The sequence below is a fragment of the Epilithonimonas lactis genome (genome assembly GCF_900110605.1).
Classification (GTDB): Bacteria; Bacteroidota; Bacteroidia; order Flavobacteriales; family Weeksellaceae; genus Epilithonimonas; species Epilithonimonas lactis.
The window spans coordinates 262,311-283,332 of record NZ_FOFI01000001.1 but is presented as its reverse complement, the minus strand read 5'-3'; the positions used below and the strand labels follow the sequence as shown (position 1 = coordinate 283,332).

Annotated in this window: 17 protein-coding genes and 1 tRNA gene; 12 read left to right on the top strand and 6 right to left on the bottom strand. The window is 38.1% G+C overall.

Going from position 1 to position 21,022, the window contains the following annotated elements:
* Positions 1 to 49 precede the first annotated feature (49 nt).
* A complete protein-coding gene (locus BMW39_RS01325; RefSeq protein ID WP_034976616.1) occupies positions 50 to 601 on the bottom strand; it encodes a DUF4468 domain-containing protein in 552 nt (183 codons plus the stop codon).
* Between the two features lie 95 nt (positions 602 to 696).
* Between BMW39_RS01325 and BMW39_RS01320 the strand changes: the two genes are divergently transcribed.
* Positions 697 to 1,290: a hypothetical protein gene (locus BMW39_RS01320; protein WP_034976614.1), complete on the top strand. Its 594-nt coding sequence runs from the start codon at positions 697 to 699 to the stop codon at positions 1,288 to 1,290.
* Positions 1,291 to 1,513: 223 nt separating this feature from the next.
* Here the strand turns inward: BMW39_RS01320 and BMW39_RS01315 are convergent.
* Positions 1,514 to 1,584 (bottom strand) — tRNA-Cys (locus BMW39_RS01315).
* 296 nt (positions 1,585 to 1,880) lie between these two features.
* On the opposite strand from BMW39_RS01315, the gene ribB reads away from it, so the two are divergent.
* Entirely contained in the window at positions 1,881 to 3,002 is a 1,122-nt protein-coding gene (gene ribB / locus BMW39_RS01310; RefSeq protein WP_034976612.1) for a 3,4-dihydroxy-2-butanone-4-phosphate synthase, read from the top strand.
* 174 nt (positions 3,003 to 3,176) lie between these two features.
* Here the strand turns inward: ribB and BMW39_RS01305 are convergent, their stop codons facing one another.
* On the bottom strand, positions 3,177 to 5,375 hold the full coding sequence (locus tag BMW39_RS01305; protein ID WP_034976610.1) for a M1 family metallopeptidase: 2,199 nt from the start codon (positions 5,373 to 5,375) through the stop codon (positions 3,177 to 3,179).
* Positions 5,376 to 5,575: 200 nt separating this feature from the next.
* On the bottom strand, positions 5,576 to 6,457 hold the full coding sequence (locus tag BMW39_RS01300) for an SDR family oxidoreductase (RefSeq protein ID WP_034976607.1): 882 nt from the start codon (positions 6,455 to 6,457) through the stop codon (positions 5,576 to 5,578).
* A 342-nt stretch (positions 6,458 to 6,799) separates the two neighbouring features.
* Here BMW39_RS01300 and BMW39_RS01295 point away from each other — a divergent pair, with 342 nt between their 5' ends.
* From BMW39_RS01295 to BMW39_RS01280, 4 genes are all read left to right on the top strand, one after another.
* The gene (locus tag BMW39_RS01295; protein WP_034976605.1) at positions 6,800 to 7,639 is read left to right on the top strand and encodes an SDR family NAD(P)-dependent oxidoreductase; all 840 of its coding nucleotides are present in this window, start codon (positions 6,800 to 6,802) and stop codon (positions 7,637 to 7,639) included.
* A 48-nt stretch (positions 7,640 to 7,687) separates the two neighbouring features.
* Positions 7,688 to 8,602 (top strand): helix-turn-helix domain-containing protein, encoded by a 915-nt coding sequence (locus tag BMW39_RS01290; protein WP_034976604.1) that lies wholly within the window; start codon positions 7,688 to 7,690, stop codon positions 8,600 to 8,602.
* Between the two features lie 103 nt (positions 8,603 to 8,705).
* Entirely contained in the window at positions 8,706 to 9,707 is a 1,002-nt protein-coding gene (locus BMW39_RS01285; RefSeq protein WP_034976602.1) for an aldo/keto reductase, read from the top strand.
* Between the two features lie 214 nt (positions 9,708 to 9,921).
* Positions 9,922 to 10,818: a helix-turn-helix domain-containing protein gene (locus BMW39_RS01280; RefSeq protein ID WP_034976600.1), complete on the top strand. Its 897-nt coding sequence runs from the start codon at positions 9,922 to 9,924 to the stop codon at positions 10,816 to 10,818.
* 75 nt (positions 10,819 to 10,893) lie between these two features.
* On the opposite strand, the gene BMW39_RS01275 is transcribed toward BMW39_RS01280, so the two are convergent.
* Positions 10,894 to 11,280, bottom strand: a complete 387-nt coding sequence (locus BMW39_RS01275; RefSeq protein WP_034976598.1) for a winged helix-turn-helix transcriptional regulator — start codon at positions 11,278 to 11,280, stop codon at positions 10,894 to 10,896.
* A 107-nt stretch (positions 11,281 to 11,387) separates the two neighbouring features.
* On the opposite strand from BMW39_RS01275, the gene BMW39_RS01270 reads away from it, so the two are divergent.
* The gene (locus tag BMW39_RS01270) at positions 11,388 to 11,990 is read left to right on the top strand and encodes an FMN-dependent NADH-azoreductase (RefSeq protein ID WP_034976596.1); all 603 of its coding nucleotides are present in this window, start codon (positions 11,388 to 11,390) and stop codon (positions 11,988 to 11,990) included.
* Between the two features lie 123 nt (positions 11,991 to 12,113).
* Here BMW39_RS01270 and BMW39_RS01265 read toward each other — a convergent pair whose 3' ends face one another.
* Positions 12,114 to 13,454 carry a dihydroorotase gene (locus BMW39_RS01265; protein ID WP_034976594.1) on the bottom strand — a complete coding sequence of 447 codons (1,341 nt, stop codon included), beginning with the start codon at positions 13,452 to 13,454 and terminating at the stop codon, positions 12,114 to 12,116.
* 240 nt (positions 13,455 to 13,694) lie between these two features.
* On the opposite strand from BMW39_RS01265, the gene BMW39_RS01260 reads away from it, so the two are divergent.
* The 5 genes from BMW39_RS01260 to BMW39_RS01240 all read left to right on the top strand — a co-directional run bounded on the left by BMW39_RS01260 (position 13,695) and on the right by BMW39_RS01240 (position 21,015).
* Positions 13,695 to 15,992 carry a GH92 family glycosyl hydrolase gene (locus BMW39_RS01260; protein ID WP_074719276.1) on the top strand — a complete coding sequence of 766 codons (2,298 nt, stop codon included), beginning with the start codon at positions 13,695 to 13,697 and terminating at the stop codon, positions 15,990 to 15,992.
* 45 nt (positions 15,993 to 16,037) lie between these two features.
* Positions 16,038 to 17,495, top strand: a complete 1,458-nt coding sequence (locus tag BMW39_RS01255; protein WP_034976592.1) for a lipopolysaccharide biosynthesis protein — start codon at positions 16,038 to 16,040, stop codon at positions 17,493 to 17,495.
* A 43-nt stretch (positions 17,496 to 17,538) separates the two neighbouring features.
* Positions 17,539 to 18,558 carry a sugar phosphate nucleotidyltransferase gene (locus tag BMW39_RS01250; protein ID WP_034976590.1) on the top strand — a complete coding sequence of 340 codons (1,020 nt, stop codon included), beginning with the start codon at positions 17,539 to 17,541 and terminating at the stop codon, positions 18,556 to 18,558.
* A gap of 127 nt (positions 18,559 to 18,685) precedes the next feature.
* Positions 18,686 to 19,483 (top strand): DUF4292 domain-containing protein, encoded by a 798-nt coding sequence (locus BMW39_RS01245; protein ID WP_034976588.1) that lies wholly within the window; start codon positions 18,686 to 18,688, stop codon positions 19,481 to 19,483.
* On the top strand, positions 19,480 to 21,015 hold the full coding sequence (locus BMW39_RS01240; protein ID WP_034976586.1) for a murein hydrolase activator EnvC family protein: 1,536 nt from the start codon (positions 19,480 to 19,482) through the stop codon (positions 21,013 to 21,015). The genes BMW39_RS01245 and BMW39_RS01240 overlap by 4 nt, the downstream gene beginning before the upstream one ends.
* Positions 21,016 to 21,022: the final 7 nt, after the last annotated feature.

The window sequence follows — 21,022 nt, the reverse complement described above, 5'->3', positions numbered from 1 at the left end:
AAAAGTTAACATTATGAATTTAATTATGTTACAATATGTTTCGGTTTATTTACCAGTCATTTTTGACATTTGTTTCAGCTCCATTTAAAATATAATCCTTTAAATTTTCATTCAGTCTATTATACTCTCTCGGTAGTTCACTGACCTTTTGCGGTTTAACATTTCCCTTTTTATCAAATTTATACTCTAAAGGCATCCACGGATTTGAAGAAAATTTTGGATACATATAATTATGTTGTTCGGTTTCAAGAACATCAAATTTATATTTTCCATCTTTCACAGATATTTCGATTTGATAACGTATTTCTATACAAGTAAATATTAGGTTATTGTTGGGGTTCTTACAAAGAGAACTTTTGTCAACACCTTGAAATCTCACATATTCATTTTCGATTTGCCCTTGAATAACGTCATCCGCCCGTTGGTAGGTTCTATTTATCCAGTCTAAAGTTTTTTTGTAAATTTCTTCTTTGGTTTTGTTTGGAGTTTCGGTAACAACATAATCTGTTAATCCGTTTTCTTTTGTTAGACTAAATTCATTTGCAGTTTGAGAAGAAAACAATCCTGAGATAAGAATTGCAAAGAGTAATATTTTTTTCATAGTTTATTTTTCAGCAAATGTAATTAAACTTTTAAACTGGAAATTATGGTTTTCCTTAATAATTTAGGTTTCGTATCTTAGAGTAAACTTACTATATGGGAAGATACGCCACCTATCCAACAGAGATTGAAAGATTAAAAATGATTTCAATTGCAGATTTGAAACGAATGAAATTATTAACACCCGATAATTTCGTAACTACAACGATAAACTGGACGAACCGCAACACCAAAGAAAACAACGGTTCAATATCCGTATCTATTCATACGGGGGAAAATAACGGCTCAATTACATTTGATTATACATATCGAGATACAGAGAAGATAAGATACACCGCCCAACTCATCACAAGACCATCAAATTTGGGAAATGGAAAATTATGGTTTTTCGTTTGTCCAAAGACCGCAAGAGTTTGCAGAAAATTACATTTGATTAACGGTTATTTTAAACACCGTTCCGCCAATCCAAATTTGATGTATCAAAAACAATTGGAATCTAAAAAAATGAGAGATTGGAGCAAAAGATTTGGAATTTTATTAAACGATGAGGTTTATGAAAAATTGTACAGCAAACATTTCAAAACCCACTACAACGGAAGTCCAACAAAAAGATACTTGAAGTTAATGAAAATGATAGAGCAAAAAGAAAATACAAGTATTGAAGATTTTAAGCGGTCTTTTTTGATGTAATTATCTATATTCCACTATCTGTACACCCGTGAGTAAAATATAAAAAATTAGACAAGTCTAACAATTAACTGATGTAATAATGTTTCAATATGTTTCGGAATTTTCGGAGTCCATAAAAAAGAAATAAAACACACTTTTTTCAAATGGTTGGAATTTGGTTGGAATTATTGAGAAACAAAAAACCCTAAAACATTATAAACTAATGAATTAGGGTTTACCAGTGAGGTGCCTAGCGGATTCGAACCGCTGTAGATGGTGTTGCAGACCACTGCCTAGCCGCTCGGCCAAAGCACCGTTTTCTTGGATTGCAAATTTAGTGTTTTTTTTCAAATTTCAAATTTTATCGGCTTTTAATTTCAAAAAAAAGTTTTCAGCCACGGTAAAATGTTGATTAATAGACCAAACGTCTCCTAGCCCTGATGGTAGTGGAAATCCCACAGCAAGCCTTGGACAAAGCCTGGCGCGAGGAATTGCAGCGGACAGCAGGTTCCCGGCTCCAAAAAATAGACACGTTCTACATATCTTTAATCGGTTTTTACAATCTTTATTTACGTTCTAAATAAGTATCTTTGCAAAAAAATTTTAGCACAATGGATAAGATCCAACTAAATACGATAGCGGAAGCATTGGAAGACCTTAAAAACGGGAAAATGATCATCGTGGTAGATGACGAGGACCGTGAGAACGAAGGTGACCTTCTTGCTGCTGCAGAACTCACTACGACGGAGATGATCAACTTTATGACCATCCACGCGAGAGGTCTGATCTGTATGCCGCTGACCGAGAAAAGATGTGACGAACTGGAACTGAACTCGATGGTGGCCAATTCTACCGATCCGAAGGAAACTGCGTTTACCGTTTCTGTGGATCTGCTTGGAAAAGGTGCTACGACAGGGATCTCTGCCGGTGACCGTGCGAAGACGATTTTGGCCATTATGGACCCAAACACCAAACCTGGCGACCTGATGAGACCTGGACACATCTTCCCGCTTCGCGCAAAGGAAGGTGGCGTACTGAAAAGAGCCGGACATACAGAAGCTGCGATCGACCTGACAAGATTGGCCGGACTGAAAGAAGGCGGCGTGATTTGCGAGATCATGAAGGATGACGGCGATATGGCGAGAATGCCAGACTTGCTGGAATTTGGACAGAAACACGGACTGAAAGTGGTTTCCATAGAAGACCTGATCCATTACAGACTGAGACAAGGTGACCTGGTGGAAAGAATCGAGGAGCGTGATATCAAAACGCATTTCGGGGATTTCAAATTCTATGTTTTCGAGGAAAAACCGACGGAGCAGATCCACTTTGCATTGACGACGGGAACTTGGACGCCAGACGAATCTGTCTTGGTCAGGGTTCAATCTTCGAGTTCATATTTTGATGTGTTGAGCAGACTTTCCAATGGCGAACATCCGTTGATGCAGCGTGTGGTGGACCTCATCAATTCTGAAGGGAAAGGCGCCGTGGTCTTCATCAATAATGTTTCCAACAAAGAGAACACGTTGAGCAAACTTCAGCATTTCCTTAATTATCAAGATGGAACCAGCGAGCTCCCGACAATCGCACCAAACTTCCGCGATTATGGCATTGGAACTCAAATTTTGAAAGATCTTGGAATCAACAAATTCAAAGTGATCACGCAGAATCCGAATATCAAACCAGTAATTTCTGGATATGATGTGGAGGTGACGGAAATGGTAGCTCTGTAAAATTATTTGGGCAGCTTTATCCGTCTTCCGTTCCCAATCTTTTTGCCTTGCTTTTCCAGCCGCAAAAAAGGATTTCCACTCAAGCCGGGCTGCTAAGATTCAGCGTTCAAAAAACTATAAAAGCAAAAAGCTCCGAATAATTTCGGAGCTTTTTTTATTTCAAGTATAATCAACTTATTCTTTATTGAATTTGAATGCTTTTCCGCCTTGTGAAAAATCAATACTTTTCTTGTCTTTGCTAAATGTGATGGTAACATCTGCCTGCTCAAAAGAGAATTTGCTCTCTCCCAAATATTCCAAAGGAAACTCTGGCTGACCTGTTGCTTGTCCGTACAATTGGCCTCCTTTCTCTGTGAAAGTCAGTTTCAACGGTACTTCTTTGGTGCTGAAAGTTCCTGCGAATTCTTTCATATTCACTTTTTCTACCGGAGCTGCTTGCGCTGAGGTCCAAACATTGTTTTTAGGATTGATATCCGGAACCCCAGACGCTGGATCCAATTTCACCTCACTTACTTCTTTGGTAGAATTCACTTTGAAGGTCCATTCTGTGTTGCGTTTCCAAACCTCAACAGGCAATTTCACCACCTGCTTTGTTCCATCTTTGAAGGTCAATTCAACCGTTGTCGGCATAGGCAATTGACCAAGATTTTCCACTGTAATTTGCGCACCGTTTTTGTAATCGCCATTGAAAGGTTTTACCGATTTCACAGCCTGATCCACTTTCCACTTGTTGATGAACCAACCTCTCCAGAACCAGTTCAGCTCTTCTCCGGAAACATTCTCCATTGTGTGGAAGAAATCCCAAGGTGTCGGGTGTTTGAACGCCCATCTTGCCACATAAGTTTTGAACGCTTTATCAAACTTCTCAGGACCTAAAATCGTTTCTCTCAAAATCCCCAATCCCAATCCTGGTTTGAAGTAAGCCAAAACACCGATGCTTCTTTCCTTCATATTATCTGGACCAACCATGATCTGTTCGTAGTTGTCATTCAATACAAATGAGCCCATTTTGCCGATATCTTGCTTGTGGTAATATTCCCCATTGTTGAAAGCTGCGGTAGAACCTTCATTGATGAAAGTATTGAAACCTTCGTCCATCCAAGCGAACAATCTCTCATTGGAACCTACGATCATCGGAAACCAAGTGTGACCAAACTCGTGATCGGTAACGCCCCACAGACTTTCGCCTTTGGAACTCATATGACAGAAGACAATTCCTGGATATTCCATTCCGCCTTCGTTTCCGGCAACGTTGGTCGCTGCTGGATAAGGATATTCAAACCATTTTCCTGAGTAATGCTCGATGGAAGCTTTGGTATATTCCGTAGATCTTCCCCACGCTTTTTCGCCAGCACTTTCTACTGGATAAGCGGAGATCGCCAAAGATTTTTTGCCACTTGGCAAGTTGATCCTCGCTGCATCCAAAATGAAAGCTGCTGATGATGCCCAAGCAAAATCCCTTGCATTTTCTATTTTGAATTTCCAGGTTTTGGTTCCGCTCGCACTATTTTTTCCCAATTCAGATTCTGGGCGGATCGCAACTGTTTTGTCGCTGCTTCTCGCCTGATTCCAGCGGCTGATCTCTTCTTTGCTGTAAACTTCTTTTTCATTTAATAGCTCACCGGAAGCCACCACATATTGATTGGCAGGAACCGTGATGTTCGCGGATAAAATGCCGTATTCTAAATAAAATTCTGAAGCTCCTAAATATGGTGAAGTGTTCCAACCCAAAACGTCATCATAGACAGACATTCTTGGATACCACTGCGCCATCGTGAAGATCTTTCCGTTCTTCGTATCTTCAACACCCATTCTGTCGGAACCATATTTTGGTGATAGGAAAGAATATTCGATCTTCAATTTTGCAACACCGCCGTTTGCTTTCAGGTCTTTCGGAAGATCGATCTGCATTCTAGTATCGGTGATGGTGTATTTCACATCTTTACCATCGTATGTTACAGATTTGATCTTGTAACCGCCATCAAACTCTTCGCCGTGTGCACCATTTCTACTTCCGGAAAGTGGCACTACCGCATTACCTCTGGAATCCTTTGCAAAAAGATTCTGGTCCAATTGCAACCAAAGAAATCCCAATTGATCAGGACTGTTATTCGTGTAAGTGATCTCTGCTGAACCTGTGATCTCATTTTTAGCAGCATCAAGGCTTACATTGAGTTGATAATCCGCTGAGTTTTGCCAATATTTGTGGCCAGGTTGTCCGCTTGCAGAGCGCGTTTCTGTTCCGGTCTGAGGATAGAACAAGGGTTTGAAAGCTTCGGTGTAGCTGTAGGCAGGCATTTCCTGCGCGTAGCTATTTGCTGAGAAAGCAAATATCGCAACCGCAGAAAGAAGTGTTGGAATTTTGAATTTCATTGAGGAATAGATTTATTATTAAAATAAAATTAGTCAATAAAATCCGGAACTTGTTACATCATTGGAATGAAGTCTCATTAACAACATAAAAAAACCACGCGTGCTGTTGGCAAACTTCACGTGTGGTTTTGGTTCTTGGCACGCGTGCTATCAAGTGACAGCATGCGTAGTATATTAATTTTGATATAAATCGAATTTAATTAATTTGATTTCTTCGCTTTGATCATAGCTTCCAAAGTATCCCACATCTCCTGCGGAATATCCTCCAACATATTGAACTCGCCGGCACCTTGAAGCCACTCGCCACCATCGATGGTCACAACTTCGCCATTCACGAAAGATGAAAAATCTGAAACCAGATAAGCTGCAAGATTCGCTAATTCCTGATGTTCCCCTACTCTTTTGAGTGGATTTTTTTTAGCCAAATCAAATTTATCTTTCATATCGCCGGGTAGCAATCTGTCCCAAGCACCTTTGGTAGGAAACGGTCCTGGAGCAATTGCGTTGAAGCGGATGTTATATTTTCCCCACTCCACGGCTAAACTTCTTGTCATTGCCAAAACGCCAGCTTTTGCACAAGCGGATGGAACGACGTAAGCCGAACCTGTCCACGCGTAAGTGGTTACAATATTGAGAACTGTTCCCGAAACTTTATTATCTATCCAATATTTACCAATGGAAAGTGTGCAGTTTTTGGTTCCTTTCAAAACAATATCAAGAATAGAATCGAATGCGGAATGTGTCAATCTTTCAGTTGGTGAAATGAAATTTCCAGCCGCGTTGTTCAAAAGAATATCAATCCTTCCAAATTCCTTCAAAGTGGCTTCTTTCATCGCTTCTACTTCATCCCAATTTCGGACGTCGCAGGCTACGCAAAGGACTTTTCCTCCAGTTTCTTCCTCTAATTCTTTTGCAGTTCCTTGAAGTTTTTCTAGGTTTCTGGAAGTAATAACGACTTTTGCACCGAGCTGAAGAAAATATTTGGTCATTGCTTTTCCCAGTCCGCTTCCGCCACCTGTAACGATGGCAACTTTATCTTTGAGTGCGTCTTCGCGCAACATTGGTTGTGAATATGGATTCATTAATTGAATGATTTTGAGATTAAAAGTGAAATCATTTGTGGCTTTGGTAAAATTAGATTTTTATTTTGTATTGGAAATTAACAAAAGTTATGCGCGAAATATGAACGTCATACGATTGCAGCCCGACTTGAGCGGAAATCCTTTTTTGCTTTGAATCAATTTCTATTTAAACTGAAATCGTCTGCAAAAAAGATTGGGAGCGGAAGGCGGATAAGCTGCCCAAATAATTTCACTTTTACAAATCTGTGTTTCAGCTACAACAAGCATTGATTTAGCTACATCTAGCTTTTGAATTCTGACCAACTTTGTAATGTAAAAATTAATCAATTAAAAATAAAAAAAATGGACACACAAAAAGTATGGTTCGTGACAGGAGCTTCAAAAGGTTTAGGATTAACTTTAGTCAAAAGATTATTGGCAGAAGGTCATTCTGTGGCAGCAACTTCCAGAAATATCGCTGAACTTCAGAAGGCAGTCAGTGAAGAAAATATATCATTTCTTCCGCTGGAAGTTGATTTGATTAACGAAAACTCTGTTGAGGCAGCGGTTTCAAAATCAATAGAGAAATTCGGGAAACTGGATGTTGTGGTGAATAACGCTGGTTACGGACAGTTGGGAACTTTAGAAGAAATTTCAGACTTGGAAAGCCGTCAGAATTTCGATACCAACGTTTTCGGTTCTCTGAATATCATCAGAAAGACAATGCCTTATTTAAGAGAACAGAAAAGTGGATTCATTATCAACATCGCTTCAATTGGCGGATTGACAGGAGAATTTGCAGGTTGGGGAATTTATTGTGCTACCAAGTTTGCAGTGGTAGGATTCACAGAAGCTTTGGTTGCAGAAGTAAAAGAATTTGGAGTGAACGCGACCGTCGTTTATCCTGGCTATTTCAGAACTGATTTCTTAACGGGCGGTTCACTCAGAACACCAAAAACTGAAATGGAAGAATACACTGTAGCAAGACAACTTCAGACCGCACACGAAAAAGATATCAATGGAAATCAACCCGGCGACCCTGAAAAAGCAGCTGTAGCATTGATGGAATTGGTAGCACTGGAAAATCCGCCTGTACATTTGGTTTTAGGTTCTGATGCATTCGGAATTGCGGGAAACAAATTAAATGCACTTCAAAACGAAATTTCTGAGTTTAAAACGCTAAGTACATCTACAGATTATTAAATTTGTAAAGGCAACAGTTTCTTGCTGTTGCCTTTAACTTTTGAAATTATGAATAACAGAAAATTATACACCATTGATACCATTTCTGAATTTCACAGGATTTCCGGATTGCCCAAACCTCAGCATCCGCTCATCAGTCTGGTGGATTACAGTTTGGTAGAGTATCAAATCGAGGAATCCGAAATAAGCTGGGTTCAGGATTTGTATTTTATGGGCTTCAAAAGAGATATTCAGGGGAAACTTCATTACGGGCAAGGTCAGTATGATTTTGATGAAGGTCTGATGTGTCTTATAGCGCCGAGGCAGGTTGTAAAAATGGTAATCAGCAAATATGAAACGAAACCTTCAGGGTATCTTTTGGCATTTCATCCAGATTTTATTTGGAATACACCTTTGGCAAAAACCATTAATAACTACAAATTTTTCGGTTATGATGTGAACGAAGCATTATTCCTATCTGAAAAGGAAGAAGAGACGTTAATTGGACTTTTTAAAGGCATTGAAAAAGAATACCAATCGGGAATTGACCAGTTTACACAAAGTATTATTATCTCTCAGATTGAGGTGATTTTAAATTACTGCGAAAGATTTTACCAAAGACAGTTTATTACCCGAAAAAAGACCAATCATCAGGTTTTAGATAAATTAGAAATCATTCTGGAAGATTATTTTAATGAAAATGTAATGGATAAAGGCTTACCAACCGCTAATTACATTGCAGAACAACTGAATATCTCCACCAATTATTTAGGAAGTTTATTGAAGCAATTAACCGGACAAACCACACAGCAACACATCCACGAAAAACTGATTGAGAAAGCCAAAGAAAAACTCTCCACCACCGAACTTTCAGTAAGTGAAATCGCGTACGAACTGGGGTTTGAGCATTCTCAGTCTTTCAGCAAATTGTTTAAAGCTAAAACGGATATTTCGCCTTTGGAGTTTCGGAAGTTTTTTAATTAAAAAAAACATCAATCCGTAATTTGCATACGACAATCTTCATTTTGCATACATCGGATTCTTCACTTCTGCTCAACTTTGCTTTATCAATATTAATACTGAAAAAATGAATAAAGTAAAATTAGGAAATCAAGGTTTAATCATTCCGAATATCGGTTTGGGATGTATGGGAATGACAGGTTTTGGCGATGCCGATATGTACGGCAAAACTGATGAGAAAGAAGCGATTGCAACCATTCACCGTTCTTTGGAATTGGGCGGAAATTTTCTCGACACAGCAGATTTGTACGGCCCTTTTGAGAACGAACGATTGATTGCAAAAGCCATTAAAGGCAATCGTGACAAATACATTATCGCGACTAAATTCGGTTGGGAAATTGACGACAATGAGCAAGTGACTTGGAAAATCAACGGACAGAAAGATTATATGAAAAAATCGGTTGAACGTTCGCTGAAAAATTTAAAAACTGATTACATTGACCTATATTATATGCATCGTCTGGATAAAAATGTTCCGGTTGAGGAAACGGTTGGCGCGATGAGCGATTTGGTGAAGGAAGGCAAAATCGGTTACATTGGATTGTCTGAAGTTTCTTCTGAGACGGTCAAAAAAGCACACGCCGTTCATCCCATCACGGCAGTTCAAAGTGAATATTCTTTGTTTGAAAGAACGGTTGAAGAGAAAGGCGTTATCAAAACTTTGAATGAACTGGGAATTGGTTTTGTGGCGTATTCTCCATTGGGAAGAGGATTTTTGTCGGGACAAATCCGTTCAATTGATGATTTGCCGGAGAATGATTTCAGAAGAGGAATTCCACGCTTCCAAGAACAACATTTTCATAAGAATATTGAACTGGTGGAAGCGATTGAAAGTCTGGCTAAAGAAAAAGGAATTACTTCGTCACAATTGGCTCTGGCGTGGATTATCAGCAAAGGCATTATTCCGATTCCAGGAACGAAACGCAGAAAATATCTTGAACAAAATATCGAAGCCGGAAATATTGTTTTAAGTGAAAATGAGCTTACAAAACTGGAAAGTATTGTACCTTTAGGAACCGACACTGGCGCGCCTTACGACGAATTCAGTATGGGACTTTTGGATTATTGATTCTTGCCACGAATACACGAATTTTAATTTCAGAAATATTTAAACCTTCAAGGTTTTTGAAACCTTGAAGGTTTGTTTAAAACGCATTACGATTGCGCCCCGGCTTGAACGGAGCTCTTTTTGTGTAACGAAGTGGAGCAAAAAAGCGGGAGTGGAAGACGGAAACAGGCGCCCAAAAAATTATTACTATTTTTATTAATCAGAATTTGAAATTATGAACACAATACATTCCATTTCGGCTTTTCACAGGTTATTGTCGCTCCCGGAACCGAAACATCCGATGGTCAGCGTCATCAATCTTTCTGAAAGTATTTTCATTGAAGATGAGGTCTGGAAAGGTTTTGTGAGCCGATATTATTGTGTTGCGCTGAAACGAAATGCGAAGGGAAAAATAAAATACGGCCAGCAACATTACGATTACGACAAAGGTGTTTTGAGTTTTACAGCGCCCAATCAGGTTCAGTACCTCGATTTGAAAACGATGGATTGTGAAAATACGGGTTATCTGCTGATTTTCCACGAAGATTTTCTATTAAAACAGCCCTTGGCAACTACGATTTCATCTTATGGATTTTTCTCTTACGCCGTGAATGAAGCCTTGCATCTTTCCGAAGATGAGGAAAATGACTTGCTGGAAATCTTAAATAAAATCGATAAGGAATGTCAGCACATCGACCAACATACGCAGGAAATTATTTTGTCACAGATTGAATTGTTGCTGAATTATTCCAAACGTTTTTACGAGCGACAATTCATTACGCGAAAAAGTGGAAGCCATCAACTTTTGACGAAATTTGAAACGTTTTTGAACGAATATTTCGATAAAGAATCTTCCGAAAAAGGACTTTTAACAGTTCATCAAATTGCCGAAGCGATGAATCTTTCTCCGAATTATTTGAGTGATTTGTTAAGAATCCAGACCGGACAGAATACACAACAACATATTCACGAAAAGCTCATCAGTAAAGCAAAAGAGAAACTTTCAACCACGGAATTGTCGGTGAGTGAAATTGCGTATGAATTAGGATTTGAACATTCGCAGTCGTTCAGCACATTATTTAAAAAGAAAACTAAGATGTCGCCGTTGGAATTTCGGCAGTCGTTTAATTAAAAATATTTCTCTCGCAGATTTACTTGATATGCAGGTTGAAATTAATCTGCATTATCTGCCAAATCTGCGAGCGTCTTATTTATTTTCGAAAATATCTTCTCGGAGATTATTTTTATGCGTTCTTCCCCACTCGGAAAGTGCCATTATAACTGGCTTCAACGTTTTGCTATAATCTGTGGAAATATATTCCACAACCACAGGCGTTTGCTCGCTGTGAACGATTCTTTTCACAAAACCATTGAGTTCCAAATCTTTCAACTCGTTCGAAAGTACTCTTGCAGATATTCCCACAACAATTCTTTGAAGTTCATTGAACCGAATGCTTCCCTGTTCCTGCAATGCAATAATAATTTTCAATTTCCATTTTCCGCCAATGACATAAATCGCATCTTCCACAGACGACAAACTTTCGGAACATCTTCGGGCAGTAATTGGCTCTTCTAGTTCAATAATTTTTTCCATAAAATAAGATTAACTAACTCAAAGGTTACTACTAACCTTTTGTTCACTACTAACTTTTGATAAGCAAATGTACATAATTTTGTTGAAGAATTTTAATCATCAAAAAAATGAAAAATATACTTCACATTATTTCGAGTCCGAGAAAGGATTTGTCCGCAAGCAGAAAATTAGGAAATGCTGTTATCGAAAAAATTCAAAGGAAATATCCTGACAGTGTTGTCAAAGAACGCGACCTTACAAAAAACCTTGTTCCGCTTTTGGAAGAAGCACACATCAACACTTTTTTCTCTCCCGCAGAAAGTCATTCTCCCGAGCAACAGTCTATCAATGCCTATTCTGAAAATTTGATTTCGGAACTTCAGGAAGCCGACATCATTGTCATCGATTCTCCGATGTATAATTTCTCCGTTCCCGCCACACTCAGAGCGTATTTCGATTTCACTTCAAGAGCAGGCTACACTTTCAAATACAGCGAAAAAGGTCCTGAAGGTTTGTTGAATGACAAGAAATTATATATTGCTTTCGCATCGGGAAATATTTATTCGGAAGGTCCTTATCAAATTTATGACTCGAATGTTCCTTATGTAAAAAATGTCTTTGGTTTCTACGGCGTCAAAGATGTCAGTGTGTTCCGTGCAGAAGGGTTGTCGATTCCGGGAATTATGGAAAATGCTTTAGCAAAAGGAATTGACAGCATTGTCATTGATTAATTTTAATTAATTATTAGATAATCTCTCGCAGATTGAGCAAATTTTGCAGATGATAAAAATCTGCGTTATCAGCTCAATCTGCGAGAGATATAAAAAGACTGCATAATCGCAGTCTTTTCTAATTTATTCCTGAACTTCAAATAGCAATCGCTCCCCGAATTTTTCTTCATTAATTTTTCCATTCTCATAAACCAAATTTCCATTGACAAGAGTGTGCGTCACTTTAGAATGAAACTCAGTTCCTTCCAACGGACTCCAGCCACATTTGTATAGAATATTTTCTTTGGCGACTGTCCAGTTTTCATCCAAATCTACCAAAACCAAATCCGCTTTGTAACCTTCCCTCACAAAACCTCTTTTCTCAATTCTGAAAAGAATCGCAGGATTATGACACATTTTCTCAACGATTTTCTCAAAAGTAATTTTTCCGTTTCTAAAATTCTCCAGCATCACAACCAAAGAATGCTGAACCAAAGGCGCTCCTGATGGACATTTCGTGTAAACATTCTGTTTTTCTTCCCAAGTGTGAGGCGCGTGGTCGGTGGCAATGACATCAATTCTGTCATCGAGCAACGCTTCCCAAAGTCCGTCTTTATCCTTCAAAGTTTTGACCGCCGGATTCCATTTGATGAGGTTTCCTTTTGTTTCGTAATCTTCGTTGGTGAAAGTCAAGTGATGAACACAAACTTCAGCCGTTATTTTTTTCTCTTTTAAAGGAATATCATTTCGGAAAAGGTCCGTTTCAATCGCTGTTGACAAATGGAACACGTGAAGTCGCGCACCTGTTTTTTGCGCCAGTTCAATCGCTTTTGACGAAGATTTATAACAGGCTTCTTCACTTCTGATTAAATCATGAAATTTCACGGGAATATCCTCACCGTATTTATCCAGATATTTTTGAGTATTTTCTCTGATGGTTGCTTCGTCCTCGCAATGAACGGCAATCAGCATTTTGGTATTGCTGAAAATATTTTCTAAAGTTTCAGGATTATCAACCAGCATATTTCCAGTTGATGAACCTAAAAATAATTTGATTCCGGGAACATTTCTTGGATTTGTTTTGAGAATTTCTTCAAGATTATCATTGGTCCCGCCCATCATAAAACCGTAATTGGCGTAGGCTTTTTGAGAACCAATCTCGTATTTATCCGCCAACAATTCCTGAGTCACCGCATTCGGAACCGTGTTAGGCTGGTCAATGAAACTTGTGATTCCGCCCGCGATTGCAGATTTTGATTCGGTTTCTATGTCACCTTTTTGCGTCAAACCTGGCTCACGGAAATGAACTTGGTCATCGATGATTCCGGGCAAAAGATATTTTCCGGAAGCATCGATAACTTGGTCAACATTTTCTTCTGAAATATTCTTTGAAATCTTGGAAATCAAATCATTTTCAATCAGAACATCACTTTCGAAGACCAGATTTTCATTGACGATTTGGGCATTTTTTATTAGAATTTTCATTTTACTTTTTTAGATTGAAACAAAATTAAGTTTTTGAAAATTATTACTCAAGTTTTTGAATCTATAAAATTAAACCACATAGACACATAGTTTTAAAAAATATAATTAAGTTCAAATAGATTCAATTCTACTATGTAAACTTTTCAATACGAATTTTTCCAATTAATTCTATGTGTCTATGTGGTTGAAATTAATCCAATCATAAATTAATATTCTTAAATTGCTTCAAAATTCCAAAGAATGTCTCCGAGAAAATACATTTTAATTCTACCCGTTTTATTCGCTTCATTATTTAATTCTCAGAAATTAGAAAACCTCTCAAAATTCGTGAATCCAATCATCGGAACCGAAAAAATGGGACACACTTTTCCGGGAGCAACTGTTCCTTTTGGCGCCGTTCAACTGAGTCCGGAAACCGACTCGCTTTCTTATGAGGTCAATGGAAAATACAATCCTGATGTCTATAAATATTGCGCCGGTTATCGTTACGAAGATAAAACGATTGTCGGATTTTCGCACACGCATTTCAGTGGAACCGGACATTCGGATTTGGGTGATTTTTTGATAATGCCGACGGTTGGAAAATTAAAATTAAATCCCGGAACTGCCCAAAAACCCGAAAGTGGATTTCGTTCGCGATTCTCTCATCAAAACGAAAAAGCGGAAGCCGGTTATTACAAAGTGAAACTTGACGATTATAATATTCTGGCTGAAATGACGGCTACAACGAGGGTTGGCGTTCATCAATACACCTTTCCTAAATCCGACGATGCACACATTATTTTGGATTTGATGGCGGGAATTTACAATTATGATGATAAAAATGTCTGGACCTATGTAAGGATTGAAAACGACCACCGAATCACGGGTTACCGACAAACAAACGGTTGGGCAAGAACGAGAACGGTTTATTTTGCAATGGAATTTTCGAAGCCGTTCAAATCTTATGGTCAGAAGAATTTTGACACGAAACAAGCTTACCGAGGTTTCTGGAGAAAATGGAATCAGGACGAAAATTTCCCAGAGATTGCAGGCAAGAAAATCAGAATGCATTTTGATTTTGACACGCAGGAAAATGAAAAAGTTCAAATCAAATTCGCAATTTCGCCAGTCAGTCAAGCCAATGCTTTGGAAAACTTAACCAAAGAAACGCCGGATTGGAACTTTGAAAAGGTAAAATCTCAGGCTCAAAACGATTGGAATAAGGAATTGAATAAAATCGTTGTCAACACGCTTTCCGAAGATGACAAAGTGAATTTTTACACGGCGATGTATCACACGTTCATCAATCCTACCACTTATATGGATTCCAATGGCGAGTATAAAGGTCTTGACCAAAATGTGCATCAGGCAAAAGGTTTTACGAATTACACGACGTTTTCACTTTGGGACACTTATCGGGCTCTGCATCCTTTTTTCAATATCATTCAGCCAAAAAGGAATAATGATATGATAAAATCGATGATGGTGCATTATGACCAATTCAGTTTGAAAATGTTGCCGGTTTGGTCACATTATGCCAACGAGAACTGGTGTATGAGCGGTTATCACTCGGTTTCTTTGATTGCAGATGCGATTATAAAAGGAACTTACACCGGAAATCCGGAAGAAGCTTTGAAGGCCTGTATTGCGACTTCCAACAAAAGAAATTACGAAGGCATCGGCGAATATATTGACAAAGGTTACATCTCTGCGGAGAAAAATGGAACGTCGGTTTCCAACACTGTGGAATATGCTTACGACGATTGGGCGATTGCACAAATTGCCAAGAAATTAGGCAAAACGGACATCTACAATGAATATCTGAAACGCTCCGAAAACTGGAAAAATGTCTTTGATAAATCGATTGGTTTTATGAGACCTCGATTGTCTGACGGAAGTTTCAAGAAGGAATTTGATTTGATGAGCACGCACGGACAAGGTTTTATCGAAGGAAATTCTTGGAATTACAGTTTCTTCGTTCCGCACAATCCCGAGGAATTAATGAAATCGATGGGCGGACAAAAGAAATTTGGAGAAAATCTTGATGAATTATTTTCAATGCATTTGCCTGACGAGTTTTTTGCTGATACGGAAGATATTACCAGAGAAGGAATTATCGGCGGTTATGTTCACGGCAATGAACCGGCGCATCACGTGGCATATCTTTATAATGTTGCAGGTCAACCTTGGAAAACACAGTCTCAAATCCGAAAAATCCTGACGATGCAGTACAAAGCAAAACCCGACGGATTGGGCGGAAATGACGATTGCGGGCAGATGAGTGCGTGGTACATTTTCAGCAGTTTGGGATTCTATCCAGTTTCGCCAGGTTCTGATGAATATTGGATTGGAAGTCCGAGTATCGTCAACGCAAAATTGAATTTGGAAAACGGAAAAACGTTTGAAATCGAAGCTAAAAATCAATCAGAAAAAAATGTCTACATCGAAAGAATCGAGCTGAATGGAAAACCGTTTGAAGGCTATAAATTGAATCATGAGGACATTATGAAAGGTGGTAAATTGGTTTTCTTTATGAATTATAAGCTGAAGAAATAAATCGGATTCTTATCAGAATAGATTATTTTTGCAAAAATTTTTGAATTGAAGAAATTACTTGGACAAACTGCGCTTTATGGATTAACAACTGTGATTATCAGGCTGTTTCCATTTGTAATTAATCCAATTATTACCAGAACTTTTGGTCCAACTGCCTATTCTCCTTTTGCCGATTTTTATTCAGTAGCTGGTGTTATCGCAGTGCTCTTGACCCACGGAATGGAAACTACTTTTTTCCGATTTGCGTTGGATGAAAAAGACGACAGAAAATTGATTTCGACTGCTTTTTTCAGCGTTTTAACGGTAACATTAATCTATTTATTTTTCACTTTAGTTTACCGACAGCCTTTAGCGATTGCCTTCAAAACGCCAGACCAAGTTGATTTATTGGCTATTTTAACGGTGACTTTGGCATTGGATGCATTTAGTGCGATGCCTTTTGTAATGCTAAGGAAAAACGAAAGACCTTTAAAATATGCCGGAATCAGAATCACGAATGGAATTATTAATTTTCTTTTAGTTGTATTTTTCATCATCATTCTGCCAAGATATCCGGAAGGAATTTTCGGTTTGAAATACAGTCCCGCGTTTGGAATCGGTTATGTTTTTGTCGCGAATCTGGTTGCAAGCGCTGTCACTTTTTTGATGCTTTCACAAGAATTATTAATCGCAAGGATAAAGCATTTCTCTTGGGAACTTTGGAAAAAAATGATAAAATATTCCTGGCCAATCACCATTGCAGGCTTAGCAGGAATTATTAATGAAACCTTTGACAGACAGTTTCTTAAGTTTCTCTTACCAGATACAATCGGAAGACACGAACTTGGGGTTTACGGCGGTGTTGCGAAAGTGGTGACGTTTGTAATTTTGTTCAGACAAGCGTATTCTTTGGGAATAGAACCTTTCTTTTTCAGCAATTCTAAAAATGCAAATGCGAAAGAAATGTATGTCAAACTGATGGACATTTTCATCGCCATCAATTGTTTGATTGTCTTATTCTTATCAGTTAATTTGGACTGGATTGCAAAAGTTTACATCAACAATCCGGAATACTACGAGGGAATTTCAATTCTACCAATTTTGTTTTTTGCCAGTTTATTTATCGGAATTTATCTCAACCTTTCGATTTGGTATAAGTTGACAGACAAAACAATTATTGGTGCCTACATCTCAGGAATTGGCGTTTTGATAACCATAATTATTAATTTTTATTTTATTCCAAAATACGGATATTGGGCTTCAACTTGGGCGACCATTGGCAGTTATTTCGCAATGATGGTCATATCGTACATCTGGGGACAATACAAATATCCGGTACCATATAATATTTATAAAAATACAATTATCATTCTTGTAACAATGGTTGTATCTTTGGCATATTACCAATATATGAAAGAAAATATTTGGTTGGGAAATCTTATATTTTTACTTTTGGCAACCATTTTGCTAAAGACAGAGAATTTGATTCCTCAAAAAATATTAAACAAAATTGGTGTGAAGTAAAATTCACTAAATAATTAATAACCAATAATTTAAAAACAAATTTATGAAAATAATAGTTCCAATGGCTGGACGTGGTTCTCGATTAAGACCACATACATTGACAGTTCCAAAACCATTGATTCCGATTGGTGGAAAACCAATTGTACAAAGACTCGTAGAAGATATTGCTAAAGTTGCAAATGAGCCAATTGAAGAAATTGCGTTCATTATCGGTGACTTTGGTCCAGAGGTAGAAGCTTCTCTTATAAAAGTAGCTGAGAATCTTGGCGCAAAAGGAAGCATCTATGCTCAAACCGAGCCTTTGGGAACGGCGCACGCCATCAACTGTGCGAAAGAAAGTATGACTGGTCCAGTGATAATCGCATTTGCGGATACACTTTTCCGTGCAGATTTCCAGCTAGACACCAATGCAGATGGTGTGATCTGGGTGAAAAAAGTAGAAGACCCTTCTGCTTTTGGCGTTGTGAAATTGGATGACTACGGTTTCATTACAGACTTTGTTGAGAAGCCTAAAGAATTTGTTTCTGATCTTGCCATCATCGGAATCTATTATTTCAATTCTGCTGAGAAATTGATGACAGAGATTGACCACATCATGGAAAATAATATTACCGAAGGTGGTGAATATCAATTGACAACAGCATTAGAAAACCTAAGAGCTAAAGGTGCCAAATTCTCTCTTGGAAAAGTAGATGATTGGATGGATTGCGGGAACAAAAATGCAACCGTAGAAACCAACAGCAAGATATTACAGTATGAAAGAGAAAACATGGCCAACTATCCGGTATCTGCTGAGATTGAAAACTGCATGATCATTCCGCCTTGTTTTATCGGGGAGAATGTGAAAATATTAAATTCTAAAATTGGACCTAACGTTTCTCTTGGGAACAACACAGTGGTCATCAATTCTAATATTGATAACTCTTTGATCCAGGAAAACACGATTATTGACCACGGAAACCTGAGCAATTCTATGATTGGGAATTCTGCGAAATACTTCGGTGTTTCCAGAGAGATTTCTTTAGGAGATTATTCCGTTTTGGATTTCGTTTCGAAAGATTAAATTTAATTTTAATAAAATATCAACTTTGTCAAAGTCCATGATTTTGACAAAGTTTTTTTTAGATACCTAAGTCAAAATATAAGTTTATTTTTGGCGTTAATATTGTAAGTTCCACCATAAAAAAGTTATGCAAAAGTACATTCTCATCATAGTTTCCGCTCTACTGGTCACATCTTGTAAAGTTCAGAAAAACCAAGCTACAACTCCAATCAGTACTACAAAACCAATTTCGAACAACGCCAGCTTCTTTTCCGCCATCGACAAAAGATCAAGTTTTGATGCGGTGAAAATCAACAGTAAAATAGACGCTAAAACAGGCTCATTCATTCCGACATTGGATGCTGTCATCTACATCGAGAACGGGCAAAAGGTTTGGATGAATCTAACTGCAGTCATTCTTCAGGCAGCGAGAGGTATGGCAACGCCAGAAGGGATCAAAGGTTATTACAAATTGGACAAAACTTACATTGATTCTGATTTTGGTTATCTTAATAAACTTCTCAATGTAAACTTTATAGATTATAGTGCTTTGCAAAATCTTTTGCTGGGAAAAACCTTCATTCCGGTTTCTGAGAATGATTATACATTAACCCAAAACATTTCTGGCTTCAACTTGACTTCAAAACAAAATCAAAAAATCACAGAAAACGGCAAAACAACGGAATACAAAATCTCTCTGGATTATGATGCGGACTTCAACTTGAGCCACGTCCTGTTGTCAAATCCAGCAAACAACGATCAGCTGGAAATCACTTATTCAAACAGAGAAATCCTAAACAATGAGAGCTTCCCGAAAAGTGTTAAAATAATTATAAAAACCAAGAAAACGGACGAAATATTATTAGAAAATACGAAATTTGATTTTTCCCGGATGGAAACTACTTATTCCGTTCCTGCCAATTACAAAAAGACAGAGATTAAATGATCAAGAAATTAAGTATATTAATAAGTATCATCCTTTTCGGAAGCGCATTTGGACAAAAAGACAAAGAGGTTTTGCAAAAGCAGAACGCTGATCTGAAGAAACAGATCTCTTCTCTCAATGCCACCCTGAATCAAACCAAGCAAGAATCAAAACTTTCTATCGGATATCTTAATGCTGTAAATCAAAAACTTACACTGAGAGAAAAAGTTTATACCAATACTCAAAAGGAGAAAAGATTTATTGAAGATGATATCTATAAACGTCAGCTGGAAATCAATAAAAACAACCGTGAACTGACTGTTCTGAGAAAAAACTACGCTGCAATTCTCGTCAAAGCTTACAAGACAAAAGGCGTTCAAAACAAAGTCACCTTCATCCTATCTTCTAAAAATGTTGGAGAAGCGCTTAGCAGAGTAGAATATCTGAAAAGATACTCTGAATATCAGGACAAAAAAGCTGCCGAAATCTCTAATAAAGCAAATGAAATCAAGAAAAATATTGCGCTAAAGAAAAAATCGGCTGCAGAAAAAGACAATCTTTTGCTGACACAGAAGAAGGACCTTGCTACAATTGAAGCGGAAAGAATCGAGAAGCAAAAACTTTTGGAGGAGTTCAAAAAGAACGAGGTAAAACTCACTGCAGAACTTAGACAAAAACAAACGCAGTCCAAAGAACTGGAACGCCAGATCAGAAATATCATTGCTGAAGAGATCAGAATTGCCAAAGCAAAAGAAGAAGCTGAAAAGAAAGCAGAAGCTGAAAGAAAAAGACTGGCAGACATTGCTGCAAAAAGAGAGAAAGACAGGATTGAGGCAGAAAACAGAGCAAAAATTGCCGCTGCTGAAGCTGAAAGAAAAAGAGCTGAGTTAGAAGCTAAGCGCGCTACAGAATTGGCCGCTAAACGTGCTGAAGAAGAAAGAAGATTAGCCGAAACAAACAAGGCTATCGAGAAGAAGGAAGCTGCGGAAAGAGCAACGAGAGAGGCTGCCGACAGAGCAAAAATAGCAAATGAAAAAGCAGCTGCTGCAAAAGCCAACGAAGTGGCGATCAACAAAAAGAATGATGATGCAAAAGAAGCTGCAGAGAAAAAAGTGATGAAAAACTATGACATCGGTAATGTCGTAGGAAATAATTTCGCTGATAACAAAGGAAGAATAGGCTTCCCAGTTGATAAAGGGACGGTAACCCATCGTTTTGGAAGACAACCACATCCAGTTTTCAAAAATATTGTTGAAGAAAACACAGGTATCAAAATAGCAGTAGCGCCAGGGACAAAAGCCAGATGCGTTTTCCCAGGAATTGTCTCTACAATCCAAGTGATCAATGGCAGCCGTACAGTTTTCGTAAAACATGGTGGCTACTTCACTATTTACTCAAACCTATCCAGCACATTGGTAAAGGCAAATCAGCAAGTCTCCGCTGGAACACTGATTGGAGAAGTTGGCAGTGATTTTGATGGATCTGTTACATTGGATTTCCAAATCTGGTCGGGTCAAAATCCAGTTGATCCACTAGGTTGGGTTTCGTATTAAAAAATAA